At 66.6% G+C, this 13,166-nt stretch carries 17 protein-coding genes, 1 tRNA gene and 1 pseudogene; 14 read left to right on the top strand and 5 right to left on the bottom strand.

Translation table 11 applies throughout. The annotated features are described in order from the left end of the window. The first annotated feature begins 96 nt into the window (after positions 1-96). The 5 genes from OG344_RS10085 to OG344_RS10065 all read left to right on the top strand — a co-directional run bounded on the left by OG344_RS10085 (position 97) and on the right by OG344_RS10065 (position 4,121). Entirely contained in the window at positions 97-975 is an 879-nt protein-coding gene (locus OG344_RS10085; protein ID WP_405087984.1) for an NAD(P)-dependent oxidoreductase, read from the top strand. 78 nt (positions 976-1,053) lie between these two features. Continuing rightward, positions 1,054-1,605, top strand: a complete 552-nt coding sequence (locus OG344_RS10080; protein ID WP_405087983.1) for an RNA polymerase sigma factor — start codon at positions 1,054-1,056, stop codon at positions 1,603-1,605. Further along, positions 1,602-2,486, top strand: coding sequence for a hypothetical protein (locus OG344_RS10075; protein ID WP_405087982.1), 885 nt, complete (start codon positions 1,602-1,604; stop codon positions 2,484-2,486). The genes OG344_RS10080 and OG344_RS10075 overlap by 4 nt, the downstream gene beginning before the upstream one ends. A 151-nt stretch (positions 2,487-2,637) precedes the next feature. Then, positions 2,638-2,934 carry a hypothetical protein gene (locus tag OG344_RS10070; RefSeq protein WP_405087981.1) on the top strand — a complete coding sequence of 99 codons (297 nt, stop codon included), beginning with the start codon at positions 2,638-2,640 and terminating at the stop codon, positions 2,932-2,934. Between the two features lie 236 nt (positions 2,935-3,170). Continuing rightward, positions 3,171-4,121, top strand: coding sequence for an NBR1-Ig-like domain-containing protein (locus OG344_RS10065; RefSeq protein ID WP_405089067.1), 951 nt, complete (start codon positions 3,171-3,173; stop codon positions 4,119-4,121). Between the two features lie 26 nt (positions 4,122-4,147). Here the strand turns inward: OG344_RS10065 and OG344_RS10060 are convergent, their stop codons facing one another. Both OG344_RS10060 and OG344_RS10055 read right to left on the bottom strand, forming a co-directional pair. Further along, on the bottom strand, positions 4,148-4,780 hold the full coding sequence (locus OG344_RS10060; protein WP_405087980.1) for a peptidoglycan DD-metalloendopeptidase family protein: 633 nt from the start codon (positions 4,778-4,780) through the stop codon (positions 4,148-4,150). Positions 4,781-5,169: 389 nt separating this feature from the next. Then, positions 5,170-5,242: transfer RNA gene (locus OG344_RS10055), tRNA-Arg, on the bottom strand. Between the two features lie 334 nt (positions 5,243-5,576). Here OG344_RS10055 and OG344_RS10050 point away from each other — a divergent pair. Further along, positions 5,577-5,699, top strand: a complete 123-nt coding sequence (locus tag OG344_RS10050; protein WP_405087979.1) for a hypothetical protein — start codon at positions 5,577-5,579, stop codon at positions 5,697-5,699. An 82-nt stretch (positions 5,700-5,781) separates the two neighbouring features. On the opposite strand, the gene OG344_RS10045 is transcribed toward OG344_RS10050, so the two are convergent. Then, on the bottom strand, positions 5,782-6,297 hold the full coding sequence (locus OG344_RS10045) for a DUF4142 domain-containing protein (RefSeq protein ID WP_405087978.1): 516 nt from the start codon (positions 6,295-6,297) through the stop codon (positions 5,782-5,784). 230 nt (positions 6,298-6,527) lie between these two features. Here OG344_RS10045 and OG344_RS10040 point away from each other — a divergent pair, with 230 nt between their 5' ends. The 3 genes from OG344_RS10040 to OG344_RS10030 all read left to right on the top strand — a co-directional run bounded on the left by OG344_RS10040 (position 6,528) and on the right by OG344_RS10030 (position 8,012). Beyond that, positions 6,528-6,941 carry a ribonuclease domain-containing protein gene (locus OG344_RS10040; protein ID WP_405087977.1) on the top strand — a complete coding sequence of 138 codons (414 nt, stop codon included), beginning with the start codon at positions 6,528-6,530 and terminating at the stop codon, positions 6,939-6,941. Positions 6,942-6,950: 9 nt separating this feature from the next. Next, the gene (locus tag OG344_RS10035) at positions 6,951-7,331 is read left to right on the top strand and encodes a barstar family protein (protein WP_405087976.1); all 381 of its coding nucleotides are present in this window, start codon (positions 6,951-6,953) and stop codon (positions 7,329-7,331) included. 114 nt (positions 7,332-7,445) lie between these two features. Further along, on the top strand, positions 7,446-8,012 hold the full coding sequence (locus OG344_RS10030; protein ID WP_405087975.1) for a hypothetical protein: 567 nt from the start codon (positions 7,446-7,448) through the stop codon (positions 8,010-8,012). A gap of 44 nt (positions 8,013-8,056) precedes the next feature. Here OG344_RS10030 and OG344_RS10025 read toward each other — a convergent pair whose 3' ends face one another. Next, on the bottom strand, positions 8,057-8,404 hold the full coding sequence (locus OG344_RS10025; RefSeq protein WP_405089232.1) for a hypothetical protein: 348 nt from the start codon (positions 8,402-8,404) through the stop codon (positions 8,057-8,059). On the opposite strand from OG344_RS10025, the pseudogene OG344_RS10020 reads away from it, so the two are divergent. Next, positions 8,318-8,503, top strand: a pseudogene (locus OG344_RS10020) (hypothetical protein); the annotation flags it as partial. The gene OG344_RS10025 and the pseudogene OG344_RS10020 sit on opposite strands and share 87 nt — an antisense overlap. A gap of 685 nt (positions 8,504-9,188) precedes the next feature. On the opposite strand, the gene OG344_RS10015 reads toward OG344_RS10020, so the two are convergent. Continuing rightward, the gene (locus OG344_RS10015; protein WP_405087974.1) at positions 9,189-9,359 is read right to left on the bottom strand and encodes a hypothetical protein; all 171 of its coding nucleotides are present in this window, start codon (positions 9,357-9,359) and stop codon (positions 9,189-9,191) included. Between the two features lie 593 nt (positions 9,360-9,952). On the opposite strand from OG344_RS10015, the gene OG344_RS10010 reads away from it, so the two are divergent. The 4 genes from OG344_RS10010 (at position 9,953) to OG344_RS09995 (ending at position 13,157) form a co-directional block, all read left to right on the top strand. Continuing rightward, positions 9,953-10,954, top strand: a complete 1,002-nt coding sequence (locus OG344_RS10010; protein WP_405087973.1) for a hypothetical protein — start codon at positions 9,953-9,955, stop codon at positions 10,952-10,954. 574 nt (positions 10,955-11,528) lie between these two features. After that, positions 11,529-12,371, top strand: coding sequence for a helix-turn-helix domain-containing protein (locus tag OG344_RS10005; RefSeq protein ID WP_405087972.1), 843 nt, complete (start codon positions 11,529-11,531; stop codon positions 12,369-12,371). A gap of 97 nt (positions 12,372-12,468) precedes the next feature. Beyond that, on the top strand, positions 12,469-12,882 hold the full coding sequence (locus OG344_RS10000; RefSeq protein ID WP_405087971.1) for an ATP-binding protein: 414 nt from the start codon (positions 12,469-12,471) through the stop codon (positions 12,880-12,882). After that, positions 12,882-13,157, top strand: coding sequence for a hypothetical protein (locus OG344_RS09995; RefSeq protein ID WP_405087970.1), 276 nt, complete (start codon positions 12,882-12,884; stop codon positions 13,155-13,157). Before OG344_RS10000 ends, OG344_RS09995 begins: the two co-directional genes overlap by 1 nt. Positions 13,158-13,166 lie beyond the last annotated feature (9 nt).

Below are 13,166 nucleotides of genomic sequence, written 5' to 3'. Positions count from 1 at the left end.
GGCCCACCCCTTCCGGCTGCTCGCTCACCCCGGGGTAACCACCCACCCGAAAGTGCGTACTTGATCGACTCGGGGTTCGCGACCAGCCTAACCGGCATGACCCACACCGTTGAGAAGCCCGCACTGTCTCTCCTCGGCCTGGGCGCGATGGGCGGCGCGCTCGCCCGCGCCTGGCTCACGGCCGGCCACCCGCTGACTGTCTGGAACCGCACCGCCACGCGTGCCGAAGCACTCGCCGGCCAGGGTGCCCGCGTCGCCGCGACCCCCGCCGAGGCCGTGGCCGCGAGCGACCTCGTGATCGTCTGCCTGCTCGACCACGCCTCGGCCGGCGAGGTTCTCGACGGCGCCGACCTGTCCGGCAAGGACCTGGTCGACCTCACCACCGGCACCCCGGAGGAGGCCCGCGCCCGCGCCCGGTGGGCCGGCGAACGCGGTGCCCGCTTCCTGGACGGCGGCGTCATGGCGGTCCCGCCCATGATCGGCACGGCGAGCTCCGGGGCGTACGTCTTCTACAGCGGCTCCCGGGCGCTGTTCGAGGACCACGCGGGCACGCTGGCCGTACCCGCCGGAACCGTCTACGCGGGGGAGGACCCTGGGCTCGCCGCCCTCCTCGACGTCGCGCTGCTCAGCGCGATGACCGGGATGTTCGCCGGAGTCGCGCACGCCTTCGCCCTCACCCGGGAGGACGTCGCCCCGAAGGAGTTCGCCGATCTCGTCGTGGGCTGGCTGAGGGCGATGACCCCGTACGCGTACGGCGTCGCCGACCATCTGGACAGCGGCGACTACACGAGGAACGTCACGTCCAGCCTGGCGATGATGGTCCGGGGCAACGCGACCCTGCTGCGTACGGCCGGGGAGCAGAGGGTCAGTCCCGAACTGCTCACCCCGTTCACGACCCTCATGGAGCGCAGACTGGCCGACGGCCATGACGGCGAGGGCACAACGGGGGTGATCGACCTGCTGCGCGTGCCGTGAGCGGCCGGAGCCTGTAACGCGTCCGGGTGAGCCGGACATGTGCGGGGCCGACGACCTCCCCACAGGAAGGACGGCCGCATGGGCCCCCCGGAACGCAGAAGGCTTTTCGAGGAGATCTACGAGGCGCACTACTCCGACCTCCTGACCTATGTATGGCGGCGTACCGGCTCGCCCGACGACGCCGCGGACGCCATCGCCGAGACGTTCACGACGGCGTGGCGCCGCATCGACGAGCTTCCCGAGGGGCGGGAGGCCAGGCTCTGGCTGTACGGCGTGGCCCGGCGGGTGCTCGCGAACCAGCGGCGCGGCGCGTCCCGGCGCACGGCGCTCGCCACCCGGCTCCGGGCGGAGCTCACCGCCTGGCAGGATTCCACCCCCGGCCACGACCGCGACGCCGTCCGCCGGGCGTTCCGCCTGCTCGGACAGCGGGACCGCGAGCTGCTGGCCCTGGTCGGCTGGGAGGGCCTGGACACGGCCGAGATCGCCACTCTGCTGGGCTGCTCCCGCGGCGCGGTGCGCCTCCGCCTCCACCGCGCGCGCCGACGGCTGGCGCGCAATCTGAAACTCGTCGGTTCCGACCTTGCCGCCTACGGCGTACGCGCCGCCGAGCCCGCGAAGGGAACGTCATGAGACGCGACATCGACCACCTGCTCGCGGGAACCGCCCCCGCCCCGGGCCCGGGGATGACCAAGGGCGGCCGGGAACTGTTCGAGGAGATCACCGCGCACGCGGTGGAGGAGCCCGCCGCCGCCGGGGCCGAGCCGGGGCCCGGGAACCCGCGCCGCCGGCGGCGCTGGGGGCTGTCCGTCGTGGCCGCTCTCGTCGCCGCGCTCGGCCTGGCCGGGCCGGGGATCCTCGGCCTCGGCGCGGGCCCCGCCGCCGCGGCGCTCGACATCAGGCAGGAGGGCGGCTACCACGTCGTCATGGTCAGGGACCTCTACGCCAATCCCGAGGTGTACCAGGAACAGCTCCGGGGCCTCGGACTGAACGTCTCGCTGCGCCTGGTCCCCGCGTCGCCGAGCCTGGTCGGCCGGATCTGGGAGGGCGCCGTGCGTAGCGGCGAGCCGACGGCGGAGGGGGGACGTCGCAAGGACGCGATCGAGACCATCGACGGCTGCGTCACAGCGGACTTTCCCTGTGCGATCGGCCTGAGGATCCCCGTCGGCTATTCGAAGAGGATCGACATCACACTCGGACGCCGGGGGCGGGATGGCGAGCAGTACACCATGCTCGCTTCCATCGACGCCCCCGGGGAACCGCTGCACTGCACCGGTTTCCGCGGCGCGCGCGTGGACCGGGTCGTCGCGCTCCTGCGCTCCAGAGGAGTGCCGGACGCAGTCTTCGTCACCGCCGACGGCGATCGCGCCACCGTACCCGGGTCCTGGTACGTCAACGAGGGCGTGCTCAGGTCGGCGGGCAGCGCCCGCCTGCTGGTGGGCCCCACCAGCAGGCGTCCCGACGTCCCCGGTCCCCGCATGCGGAGCGACGACTGCGTGAAGGGCTCACCCTGATCGTCCGGATGACCGCCGGCCCGGCGTCCCCACGACTCCGGGCCCGCGGCCGACGTCAGAAAGGACATCGGCGCGTGATCGTGATTCACCGAGCTATGCGGCCGTGGGATGATCCCTGGGCAAACAGGGCCCAGCTCAGTGGGGAACGTGCATGTCCGCGAAGGCGATTGCGTTCGTTGCTTTTGTGTTGATCGTCTCAGGGCTTCTCACCGGCATGCTTCCCGTCACCGCGCAAGGGCAGGAATGCGGCTCCGCGTTCAGGGGAAGCGCGCTCTCCTCTGACGAGACGCAGACCCTGTCTTACGGGACCCAGCAGGAACTGACAGCGTCCTGTGACGACGTGCGCAACCTCGTGAGGATCCCGGCGATCGTACTTCTCGTGGCGGGTGGCCTCACGATGCTGGCCGCTGCCGGTGCACGCTGGCGAGTCACGGTAGCGCGCTCCTGATCCCGTGGGTTACCGGACCACCCGTGAAGCACGCGGCCGGGGCATCGCAGGCCGGGCTCAGGAATCGCTCACCACCTGGGCCTTCGACAGGTTCCCCAGGCAAGGCCTGGAATCCCTGAGGCTGCTCCACCAGGTGGACAACCACGCGTCGTGCAAGCACCGGAGAGAGCAATGATCGCCACTCTCCGAACTTGAGTGAATACTGTGCGCGCTGTTAGCTTCACCCGGTGGACGACATGCCCGCACGGGCGGAGGCGATCGAGGACTTCGCGGCGGCACTGCGAGCACTTCGCAGATCGGTCGGCAACCCACCTTTCCGAGAAATGTCTGGCCGGTCGGGGGCGATCTCACACACCACGTTGCACGAAGCCTCGAAGGGTAACCGGCTCCCGAGTTGGGAGACCACCGTCGAGTTCGTCAAGGCGTGCGGCGCGGACCCGGCCGTGTACCGCGAACGCTGGGAGAGAGCGAACCTGGCAGTCAGATCGGCGGGCGCCGGACTCGAAGCATTCGCGACGGACGTCGCGGAAGGTCGTACCGCGCACAGTGCCACCGAGTGGCGAGGCCTGCGGTCCGCTGGTGGGATCGCGAGCGACGTCCAACCGGTCCCCTCCGCGCCAGGGGGTCGAGGGCGCTTCCCGCCGGCCCGCCCGGCCGCGCTCGCGGTGGCGGCCGTCGGCGCGGCGACAGTGGTCCTCGTCGTGGTCGCCGTCAATCGTGGTTCCGGGACGGAGGGGCACAGCGTGAACCCGTCCGAGAGCCCCTCGAATTCCGAGTTGTCGGCGGCCGACTGCCCGGTGCGCGCCACCAACCCGCCGTGGAGCCCGCCTGCGCACGAGGGTGATTCGGCGAAGTTCATCGGGGACATCACGCTCCCCGACTGCACGCGCGTCGGTCCCCGCCGGACCGTGACCAAGGTATGGCGGCTCAAGAACGCCGGGACCGTGCCGTGGAGGGGATATTCGTTGCATCGCCTCGACCTCCCGCAGCGAATCGATCAATGTCAGACCGTCCCCGACGTACCGGTCATGGACACGCGACCCGGGGAGACGGTCGACATCCGGACCGACATCACCACGCCGAGGAAGCCGGGTTTGTGCTACGTGCGGTTCAAGATGATGGAGGGGTCGGGGCGGGTCGCGTTCCCCGGAGGCCAGCCGCTCAACTTCCAGGTCATCGTCGGCTGACGCCCGGGGCGCGGGATTCGTCGTCGCTAGCGGACGTTGTAGCCCTGGGAGACCCAGAACGAGGTCGGGTTCGGGTTGCTCAGAGTCGGGTCGCCGACGCTCTTGGCCGCCCGCGTCTGCCGTCCGCGGCGCATCTCGACGTGGGTGTGCGCGGCCCTCCTGGACGACACCCCGTGCCACGCCTCGTTCGCGATCACCTGGCCGCGCGAGATCTGCTGGCCCACGCGCAGCGAGGACAGCGGAGCGGAGTGCAGGTAGATGATCGTCTTGTTCAGCGAGGCGTTGTAGACGGCGATCGTGGAGAGCCCCGAGCCGCCGTCGCGCCCGTGCACGACGTTGATGATCTGACCACTCACCAGGGCGTGGACATCCGAACCGACGCTGCGGGTGATGTCGATGCCCTCGTGCCGGCCGGAGGTGTGGACGTAACCGTCGAAGCCACAGCTGATGTAGCCGCCGCCGGTCTTGTAAAGCGCGTACGACATGTTGACGCGCACCGATGACGACTGGCCGAACTGGTGGGAGGCGTTCTGGTTCGTCAGGCCGGCCTTGAGGTCGCCCTTGGCGCCGGGCGCGAAGTCCTGGTGGACGCTGCCGCCGTAGCCGCCGAGCACCATCGCGGCGGCCGCCGTGGTGAGGATCCTGTCGAGCGTTCCCATGGTGTTCTCCTTCGTGCCTGTGCGGCCTGGGTTTCGGATGGTCAGCCGCGCATGGCGGCGGCTGCATCGTTTCTCCAGGTGGCGAGGGCCGGCAGGTGAGTCCCGCGGCGGATCCACGGTTTCGGATCGCTCACGCCGTCCACAACGAGATCGTGTTGTCAGGCTGTTCGGACGGCTCCCCGTACAGGCGTACGCGCCGCCTGACAGGTGTTTCCATGGCGAGGACGCACGGGCGCCTCAAAGCGAGCGCCTACGGTGGCCATTTCGAGCGCTCTACTGGGGCCGACCGGAACGGGTGGCTCCCACAGACGCGAAAGGCACCGCGTGAAGCCCAAAAACACCAAGGCCCGTTTCCAGGTTGTCCCTGGTCACGGGCCTTCTGTGATGTGCGCGGCCGAGAGGACTCGAACCCCTAACCTTCTGATCCGTAGTCAGATGCTCTATCCATTGAGCTACGGCCGCCTGGCTGCCTGATCACCTGCTGTGCTCGGCAACGCGTGTAACTCTACCAGACCCCTCACCCCTGCTTGTGCCAATAATCCGCCCTGCGCACGGTCAAGCCGCCCGTACGCGGGACCGTTCGCGCCCGGCAGGAGCCGGCGACGAACGGCTGTCTGGAAGTGGCCGCATGGCTACCTTGCCGCGCCGCCGATGCGCACACTGGTCCTTGGGGGATCCTTGCCACGCCGTCACTCTCCGTTATCGTCACACTCTGGTACGCGACGGAAGGGGCGCGTGACCGGGGGTATACGACAGGGCACGCAGGCGGACATCGGGCCGCCCCGCGGGAGGGAACGTGAACGAGCCACCAGGCCCGCCCGGCAGGCGGTACCGCCTTCGCGGACTCGTCGCTGCCGTAATCGCGGGTCTGGCCTTCTGGGCGCTGGTCATCTGGCTGGTCGTGATGCTGTTCCGGTGAGCGCCGTCCCTGCGACGGATCAGAAGCTCAGGGGTGCCGGGGACGTGCCGGCCAGGTGTTCCGTCCCGGCCGGCACCGGCCCTCACCCGCCACGCTGGATGCTCTCCACGAGGTTGAGGTGGCCCTTCACCACCGGTATGGCGTCCCGGGCGAGCTGCCGCACCTTCTCGGAGGAACCGGTCGACGCCTCCTTGTCCAGCGCCGCCAGGGTCGCGCGGTGATCCTCGACCTGCGCCGGAATCCAGGCCCGGTCGAACGCGGTGCCGCTCTTGGCGGCGAACTTCCGCAGTTCGGCCTGCTGTTTCTCCGTCGGCTGACTCGGCAGGTCCACCCCGTACTCGGTGGCGACCTTCCTGACCTGCTCGTCGAGGGCTGTGTGGTCCTTGACGAACCGGCTTCCGGCGTTCTTGACGGCCTGGCTCGCGGCCTGCTTCTCGGCGGTCTGCCCGCCCTGGATCTCCGTGAGATTGTCCTGATGCGCGCTGACCAGGAACGCCTTGTCCTTGTCACTGGCATCCGGTGGTGCGGCGTGTGCGGCGGTGACCCCTGACAGCGTCGCGGCCACAGTCGTGACCGTGGCGATGAGCGATCTCAGCATCGGATCCCCCGATCCTCGCCCGGCGGCGAGCACCGGCTGATCGGTACTCGACCATCCGGGCATACTCGTTATCAGGTGTCATACCCACCCGCCCGTTCACGAGGAACCAAGCGTGTACGGCGACGCGGCCGGGAGTTCACCATACCTTTGGCGATCTTTACCTTGGTTGGACCCGATTTCGGGGTGATGCTGGCGATTGTCCATCCCCCTCGCCTCTGCAAGGAGGTCTCGTGCGGACTCCGCGACGCTTCCGGTCGTCCTGGCCGGCCCGGTTCATCGCCCTGATCGCCGCCGTCGTGTCCCTGACCGCGGTGACCGGCACCGTTCCCGCCCAGGCGGCGGTCTACGGTTCCTGCACCATCTCCCGCTGCGCCGACGCGCGCTCGGTCAACGCGATCTGGGCCGGGAAGGGATACCCGACCAGCGCCGGCTGGTACTCCTGGCCAGACGGCAGGTACAACTACACCGGCGGCCGTTTCTACAACAGAGAGGGCCAGCTGCCCAGCGACGCCACCTACTACGAGTACGACGTGTACTCCCGGGCGCGCGGCGCCGCGCGGGACGCCTACCGGATCGTCGTCAACCGGAGCACCGGCGTGACCTGGTTCTCGCCGAACCACTACACCGACTTCTACCGGCTCTAGGGATCTCTCATGGCCTCCGCCCCGCGTCCGCTGCCCGCATGGCTCACGATCACCACCGGCCGGGCCCCGGCGGTCGTCGACGGGCGAGCCTGCCGTACCCGTGCCGCCTTCTTCGCGGAGGTGGCGCGGGTGCTGCGCCTCCCCGGCTACTTCGGCCACAACTGGGACGCGCTGACCGACTCGCTGCGCGACATCGGGAAGGTCCATCTGGTCGTCGAGCACGCCGAGGACCTGCTCGCCGCCGAACCCGCCGAGCAGTTCGCCACCCTGCTGGCCGTACTGGCCGGGGCGGCCGGAGAGGCAGACACGACCGGGCTGACCCTGACGCTGTGCACCGACTCCGCCCACGAGGCGCCACTCCGCCGGCGTACGGCCGAGGGCCTCGCCTGATCCGTGTGACTCACGCCTCTTCGGGGTCGCGGCCGAGCACCGACCGTCCGCCGTCCAGATGCGGCGCGGGCCGTAGTGGACGGCGAGCGCCCGGGTACCTGTGATCATTTGACCATGGCACATGAAGATCTCGTCGCGCACTACCAGCGTCTGCTTGACGTCGCCCAGTTCCTTGAAACCGGGTTGTCCTGGACGGCCGTCCAGCCACTCGTCGAGCCGATGGGCATCGAAGATGTGGCCGCGTCGGTCGCGGGGCCCGGCTTCGGCATCGAGGAATCCGAGGTGGAGGGCGACGGGGTGTTCATCGACGAGTCAGGCCCGTCGATCATGCTCCTTGACCTTGAGGGTGGGCTCTTCTCCCACTACGAACCCTCGCGATTGGAGCGGCTGAGCGCGGGCGCTCGGGTGTGGCACCTGGAATGGAATGTCAACGGGAACGGCGCTCTCGCCTACGCGGCCGACGGGCGCCTGCGTCTCGTCATGCCCGATCTGCGCCCTGCCGACGTGTACGGGCCGGATCCCCACGCGCTGGATCACCTGCTGCGCAGGTTGCCGGAGCCGTCTGCCCGGTTATCACATGCACGCGCGATGTCACTGGTCGAGGTGGACAGCGGCGCCTACCTGGACCTGGATTGGCTGGACAGCCCGCAATGCAGGGTGGTCTTCCCGGGAGAGGAATAGGAACCGTCGCTCCAGCCCCACCTCCCCCCGGGTAGGTGTTCAGTTCAGGGCGAACGGATCTCGCGGGACCGGGACCGGCTCTTGAAGCCGGGCCGCCCGGCGGGGTGGCCGGGATCGAAGTAGTTGGCCCACGCCTGCCGGTAGGTTCTCAGCACCGCTTGGGCCGCCTGGGCGGGCAGTTGCCCGATCCAGTCGATCTCGCGGCGGGCCGCCCGGATCGCGGCGTCGCAGTCCTTCACCGTCGCCAACCGGCCCTGCCGGAAGGTGCAGTACTCGTGCAGCAGGTTCCACAACGCGCGGGCGGTGTGCGCCTGGCCGTCCAGCACCGCCACCTGGGCGGCACTGAGGTCGAGACGCGCCACGTACGCCCGCGCCTGCCCGGCCACCTCCACACCCGGATCGCACCCCCGGGTTTACGCCACCGTCGCCTCCACGACGCTCGGCACACCGCCGGGACGCTTCTCGTAGAGCAGGGCGTCCACATCCGGGTCGTACAGGAGATCCTCGGCCACGCGCGGGTGACGACCACCGAGCGTTACACCCACATCGCCAGTCCTCAGGTGAAGGACGCGAGCGAGCGCATGGGCGCCGCTCTCTGGGGAGACGACGACTAATTGCAACCCAAACTGCAACCCTCGCGGGTCTGGAGATCAAAAAGCCCCTCTCGTCGGTGAGGACGAGAGGGGCTCTGAACTGCGGAGGCTCGGGGATTTGAACCCCGGATGGGCTGTAGACCCAAACCGCATTAGCAGCTCGGCTCTTGGCCGTCCCGATTCGTTCCACCTGGACCAACACCGCCTGGCGGTCCATCTGGAACCGCCTGGGACGGCGGGGAACTGCAACTAAAACTGCAACTAGAGCGGGCTCGTGACCTGCGCGGACGCGCACGCCTCGCCCTCCGTGCATCCCGTATGCCGTCGACCCACCGCGAAGCGGCAGCGGGCCGGCGACGGAGGGGCAAGCCCGTCTTCGCGTGTACCTTAGCCGGTCGCCGTTCCTCGGCCATTGGACGCCAACGGCCACAGACGGGCTTGAGCCGGAGGAGTCGGTCTGCTGGGCTTGCCTGGGTCGATGGCAGAAGGGATGCGCGGACACCCACCTCAGCCACTCGCGGCGCGCGCTCTCCAACTCGGCGCCATCCCGGAGCCGGAGGCCCCCGCCGGAGGCATGTCTTGGTCAGGCGCGGATGAAGGTCACCTGTCTTGCTGTCAACGGACACGCCATGTAGCCGACGTCGAGCCATACGGCCTGTGTGCGCTTGAGGTCGCTGGCCCACCAGGCTGAGTGCTTATAGGCGCTGGCAGGTAACTCCTCGCCGATGATACGGGCGACCTGGGCGAAGCTCATTTCGACGTGCGCGCGTCCGTCCTGCTAGAGATGACGGGCCAGGCGTTCGTACTGTTCTCGGGCGACCACGCCGTCAGTGTGAAGGTCAATTCGGCGCTTCTTACGAGCGGCCGGACCTGCCGCAGGCCGGGACCGGCCGCCAGGCCGCATGCCCGGCCGGCGAGCAGGCGACGGCCCGCGAGGCGGCGCGCAGCGCCGCCGTCTTGATCCCTGTGAGAGTAATTCGGCAAAATTCTCAGAGCATATGACCCCACCCAACTGGTCCTAGCTGACCCTGGGCGAGTCCGGCACCGCTGCCACCCTCTGAGCCGAGATTTGCATCTGGATTCTTCGAGTCCGACCGTCCGAAAGCTTCAGATTCGATGGCAGAGGTTGAGAGTGAACGTCTGCTCTGTGATCACGACGCCGCTGTCGGCGGCGACCCGCTGCACCGTGAGCAGCTCGATTGAGGGTTGAGGCGATGACCTGTCCGGCGCCCTCGAAAACTAGATCGAAAAGATCCTTAAACCGTACCAATCTAGCCCTTGACAGGCACTCGCGGGGTGGTGACTATATTCTCAAGCCTCTATTTTCCAGCCACCAAAGGATTATCAATGGCACGCTACGCGGTTGCAGCATACGCAATCCGAGTCACCCCCATGGGACAAAACGAAAAATGTATCAATCTAAGCGACCTCAACGGACGAGGCTTAGATCTTTCGCACCTGACCCATGCATTTGTCAAGGATATCCAGAAAAGGCCGTTCAAGAATGAGCAATTTGGCCACTATTTGTCAGTGGAGAGAGTACAAGCCGAAGGAAGATGCATCTCCTTCAGTGCCGAGTATGGTAGGTACGGCGTCGAAGGCAACATAAAAAACGTGCGAACCAATCGCAAGACGCACAAATATGGCGCAGATGAATCGCCAGTCGTAAGTGTTCGTAATATGCTAGTGGTGCCCCCTAACGCCGACGCCGCTATCTTTCTTGCCGAGAGATGCGGTGGGCGCGGTGCGGCCACGGCCTTTCTGGGTCACCTCATCAAGTCCTTCAATCGCCGATTCGCTAATGAGCACCTCGTTTTGAGGAAAGAAGGAATCGCAGACAAAGAGGCTTGGAATAAGTTCGTAGAGAAAGCGCGCCTAACACAAATAAAGGCCATTCGCTACACGCAGGGCCACGACATAGCAGATGGAGTCAATGGCCTTCAAGCCACAAATATTGGCAAGCTGGAGTATACAGTAAAGCCGAAGAGGTCCAGCAGTCTCGCTAAACAGCTTATGTCCATGATTATGGACCAATCAATCAAGCCTGAGACTCAGATTCTCGGACTGCGAGAGGGGTTCGAGGTTGACGAGATCCGCCTTCAATTGACGGACGGTGATCAGCAGAAAGAAGTAATCATGGGGCGGGATGGTTTCCCTACCCTGGTCTATCCAATAAAGGTAGCAGAAGGTGAGCGTCCTTCAGATGAGGTTATATACGATTTCATGGCGGACATCGCGCAACAGCTAGCACAGGGACTCCTCCTGGAGTTACCATCAGACTGGCGTACTGGTTCCTGGGGCCGTAAATCTAAATCGGTCTCCTTCGAAGCGGTGAGAGATGAGTGCTAAATGGTCCGTCCTCCCTCTACTGCAAGACCACTTGCGGACATTTGTAGACCAGCGAACCAATGAGCGGCGGAAGCAGGATCTGCTTTCCTTCTACGCTTTCCCGGTAGCATCAGGAATTGGCTCTTACATAGCAGGATTTCGGATGCAGGACCCTGCGAGCATACTTGCTGGCATCGCCATATTCACAGCATTGCTTTTCGGACTGCTAATTCATGTCTTTAGCCTTGGCCTTCGCGTCACCGATGACCCGCGCACTCCCAGGTTTGGAAGAACTGCGACACTAATAGATCAACTTCAGGCGAATATCAGTTATTCTGTATTGATAGGCATAGTTGCCACAGCCATGCTTATCGTCGCCGCAGCCACCACACCCAAAGACAAGCCAATCGGTACGCTACTTTCTTCTGCAATCGTAGCGATACTCCTTCACCTAATGCTCACAGTGTTTATGGCACTCAAGCGCACGAGGGCCGCATACGAAGCAATGAGGTTCTAGCTTTCTCATGCGAGTCCACGTTTTGACACACATCGCAGCCGGTGCCCTCGAGAGAGTTTCTCTGGTAGAACGATTAGCATGGAGGAGCGGCGGAATCGGCTACGCGAGTTAGGTGAGCTGTTGCGGCGGCTGCGCAAGGATGCGGGGCTGACAGGTAAGGAGCTGGCGCAGCGGGCGGGGGTGGCACAGCCGACGATTTCTCGGGTGGAGACGGGGCGGCTGTTGCCGACGCCGGAGACGGTTGATCGGTTGTCCGCAGCCCTCGACCTCGACCAGGACGCGCGGCGCGGGTTGGACACGCTGCTTGTGCGGCTGCGTGACGAAGTATCCCGGCTGAAGGGCGGTCTTGCTGGTCGGGAGGCAGCAAACGCGGCCCGGGTGCGCTCGTCGAAGTGGTTGGCGGTTTTCTCCTCTGCGATGATTCCGGCGCTGTTGCAGACGGCGGAGTATGCGCGGCTGGCGGTGGCGATCGGCCGGGATGTGGATGAGGATGATGCGGCCAAGGCGGCGGCCGTACGGGTCGATGCTCAGGCGGTCCTGTTTGATGAGGGCCGGCGGTTCGCCTTTGTTCTGACGGAGGGCGCTGTGCGTACCTGGCCGGGGTCGCCATCGTTGATGCTGGCGCAGCTCGACCGGCTAGCCCAGGTGTCGACGCTGCCGCATGTCCGGCTCGGGGTCGTGCCGTGGAAGGTGGAGGCGCCGGGCTTCCCGCTGCACGGGTTCACCGTCTTCGATGGATCCGTGAGCGTGGTCGAAAGCTTGACCGGCGACCTCACCCTCACCGAGGCGGCCGAGGTCGGCGCTCATGAAGAGACGTTCGAGGCGTTCGCGGAGGCCGCCGTGTACGGGGACGAGCTGCGAGCGCTACTGAGCGAGATCGCGGCGGACTTCCGGGAGCTGGCGCACCAGCTCGACCACTGACGCATTTATGCGCTGTATTCCTTGAGATACTTCTAGCGTTGGTCATACGCTCCTGTTCGTAGGCATGTCTAGCCCCCTATACGACGGAGCGTGTCCCATGCTCGCATGGCGCCTGTCCCGGCACTTCCTCGGCCGTCCCGCCTCGGTCACCGAAGCCCGCCGCTTCATCACCACAACCCTCGGCACCTGGCCCGTCATCGAGTCGGCCGAACTCATCGTCAGCGAACTGGCGACCAACGCCGTCCGCCACACCGCATCAGCCCGGTTCGGCGGCAAGTTCACCGTCAGCATCCAGGCCGAACCCGATCAGGTCTGGCTCGGCGTCGTCGACGAGGGCGGCCCCGAAGTTCCGCGGCTGGTGCGACCCAGCGACGACGAAGGCGGCCGCGGCCTGCTGCTGGTCGCCAACCTGGCCGACAACTGGGGCGTGTACGGCAACCACACCGGCCGTACCGTCTGGGCACTGCTCAAAGTCGACCCCATCGCCGCCGCGCAGACGGCCTGCCGGTGATGAGCTGCCTAAGCCCGCACGTCCCCGACCGCCGGCAGCCCGGGTGCGAGAACCTGGCATGGTTCGAACCCTCCGACGGGGCGCGGGTGCGGGTCCTCGCCTGGACCTGCGACTGTCTCGCCATCGTCTACGAGCTGTGCCATGCGGGCGGGCAGGGGTTCATCCGGCGCACCCTCCAGAACGAGGACGCACCCGAAATCCGCGAGACCCACCGCTGGCCCATCCCCCAGGCCCGTGACATCTGGGCCGCCCTGCTGACAGGAATGGCACGGTGAGCCCGCGCG

Origin of the sequence: Microbispora sp. NBC_01389 (assembly GCF_045040095.1) — a bacterium.
GTDB lineage: Bacteria > Actinomycetota > Actinomycetes > Streptosporangiales > Streptosporangiaceae > Microbispora.
This window is presented reverse-complemented; position numbering and strand designations above follow the sequence as displayed.

Coding starts and splice junctions, on each gene's coding strand:
- OG344_RS10085 (WP_405087984.1), top strand. CDS start 97: ATGACCCACACCGTTGAGAAGCCCGCACTGTCTCTCCTCGGCCTGGGC.
- OG344_RS10080 (WP_405087983.1), top strand. CDS start 1,054: ATGGGCCCCCCGGAACGCAGAAGGCTTTTCGAGGAGATCTACGAGGCG.
- OG344_RS10075 (WP_405087982.1), top strand. CDS start 1,602: ATGAGACGCGACATCGACCACCTGCTCGCGGGAACCGCCCCCGCCCCG.
- OG344_RS10000 (WP_405087971.1), top strand. CDS start 12,469: ATGCTCGCATGGCGCCTGTCCCGGCACTTCCTCGGCCGTCCCGCCTCG.
- OG344_RS10065 (WP_405089067.1), top strand. CDS start 3,171: ATGCCCGCACGGGCGGAGGCGATCGAGGACTTCGCGGCGGCACTGCGA.
- OG344_RS10035 (WP_405087976.1), top strand. CDS start 6,951: ATGGCCTCCGCCCCGCGTCCGCTGCCCGCATGGCTCACGATCACCACC.
- OG344_RS10030 (WP_405087975.1), top strand. CDS start 7,446: ATGGCACATGAAGATCTCGTCGCGCACTACCAGCGTCTGCTTGACGTC.
- OG344_RS09995 (WP_405087970.1), top strand. CDS start 12,882: ATGAGCTGCCTAAGCCCGCACGTCCCCGACCGCCGGCAGCCCGGGTGC.
- OG344_RS10010 (WP_405087973.1), top strand. CDS start 9,953: ATGGCACGCTACGCGGTTGCAGCATACGCAATCCGAGTCACCCCCATG.
- OG344_RS10045 (WP_405087978.1), bottom strand. CDS start 6,297: ATGCTGAGATCGCTCATCGCCACGGTCACGACTGTGGCCGCGACGCTG.
- OG344_RS10005 (WP_405087972.1), top strand. CDS start 11,529: ATGGAGGAGCGGCGGAATCGGCTACGCGAGTTAGGTGAGCTGTTGCGG.
- OG344_RS10060 (WP_405087980.1), bottom strand. CDS start 4,780: ATGGGAACGCTCGACAGGATCCTCACCACGGCGGCCGCCGCGATGGTG.
- OG344_RS10070 (WP_405087981.1), top strand. CDS start 2,638: ATGTCCGCGAAGGCGATTGCGTTCGTTGCTTTTGTGTTGATCGTCTCA.
- OG344_RS10015 (WP_405087974.1), bottom strand. CDS start 9,359: ATGAGCTTCGCCCAGGTCGCCCGTATCATCGGCGAGGAGTTACCTGCC.